Below are 1707 nucleotides of genomic sequence, written 5' to 3' on the forward strand. Positions count from 1 at the left end.
ATTCCACCGTCACCGACTTAGCCAGATTGCGCGGCTTGTCGACATCCGTCCCGCGCGCACACGCCGTGTGATACGCGAGCAACTGCAGCGGGACGACGTGCAGGATCGGCGACAACGCGCCGTAATGCTCCGGCATGCGGATCACATGGATGCCGTCCTCGCTGACGATGCGCGTATCCGCATCCGCGAACACGTACAGTTCGCCGCCGCGCGCGCGCACTTCCTGCATGTTCGACTTCAGCTTTTCGAGCAGCGCGTCGTTCGGCGCGACGGTCACGACCGGCATCGCCTCGGTGACGAGCGCGAGCGGCCCGTGCTTCAGCTCGCCCGCCGGATACGCTTCAGCGTGGATGTACGAAATTTCCTTGAGCTTCAACGCGCCTTCGAGCGCGATCGGATAATGCAGGCCGCGGCCGAGGAACAGCGCATTCTCCTTGCGCGCGAACTCTTCCGACCACGCGATGATCTGCGGCTCCAGCGCGAGCACGCTGTTCAGCGCAGCCGGCAAGTGGCGCAGTTGCGTGAAGTACGCCGCTTCGCGCTTCGCGTCGACGTGACCGCGCATCTTCGCGAGCGTCACCGCGAGCACGAAGAGACCGACGAGCTGCGTCGTGAACGCCTTCGTCGATGCCACGCCGATTTCGGTGCCCGCGTGCGTCAGGAATGCGAGTTCGGTCTGGCGCACCATCGCGCTCGTCGCGACGTTGCACACGGCGAGCGTGTGCTTGTGGCCGAGCGACTGCGCGTGCTTGAGCGCGGCGAGCGTGTCGGCGGTTTCGCCCGATTGCGAAATCACGACGACCAGCGCCTTTGGATTCGGCACCGATTCGCGATAACGATATTCGCTCGCGATCTCGACCTGCGTCGGAATCTTCGCGATCGATTCGAGCCAGTATTTCGCCGTCACGCCCGAGTAGTAGCTCGTGCCGCACGCGAGAATGAGAATGCTGTCGACCTGCGAGAACGCGTCGCGCGCCGCTTCACCGAAGAGGCTCGGGCTGAACTCGTCGGCTTGCGGAATCGTGTCGGTGATCGCGCGCGGCTGCTCGAAGATTTCCTTTTGCATGAAATGGCGATACGGCCCGAGCTCGACCGCGCCGCCGTACGCCGTCACCACGCGCACTTCGCGCTCGGCGGGTACACCTTCGCGATCGACGATCTTCACGCCTTCGAGACCGATCTCGACAACATCGCCTTCTTCGAGGAACGCGAAGCGGTCCGTGCTGCCGGCGAGCGCGAGCGCATCGGAAGCCAGGAAGTTTTCGCCCTCGCCCACGCCGACGACGAGCGGCGAACCCTGACGCGCGCCGACAACCGTATGCGGCTGATTCCGGTGCATCACCGCGATCGCATACGCGCCGTGCAGTTGCTTCACGGCCTCGCGCACGGTTTGGAAGAGATCGCCGCGATACATGCTGTGAATCAGATGCGCGATGACTTCGGTGTCGGTCTGCGACACGAACTCGTAGCCCTTGCCCTTCAGCATTTCGCGCAGCGACTCGTAGTTCTCGATGATGCCGTTGTGCACGAGCGCGACGGCATCGCGCGAGAAGATCGGATGCGCGTTGTCGGTGACGGGCGCGCCGTGCGTGGCCCAGCGCGTATGCGCTATGCCGGTCATGCCGCCGAGGTTCGTCTCGCGCACTTGCGCGTCGAGATCGGATACGCGCGCGACGCTGCGCGCGCGGCGCGGCTCGCCGTTGCTCA

1 protein-coding gene is annotated in these 1707 nt (G+C 64.7%); it reads right to left on the bottom strand.

Features of this window, described 5'->3' with window-relative positions:
- On the bottom strand, window positions 1-1707 hold a 1707-nt coding region (gene glmS / locus NCS02_RS13415; RefSeq protein WP_250523175.1), incomplete at both ends, for a glutamine--fructose-6-phosphate transaminase (isomerizing).

Origin of the sequence: Caballeronia sp. NCF2 (assembly GCF_023631205.1) — a bacterium.
GTDB lineage: Bacteria > Pseudomonadota > Gammaproteobacteria > Burkholderiales > Burkholderiaceae > Caballeronia > Caballeronia zhejiangensis.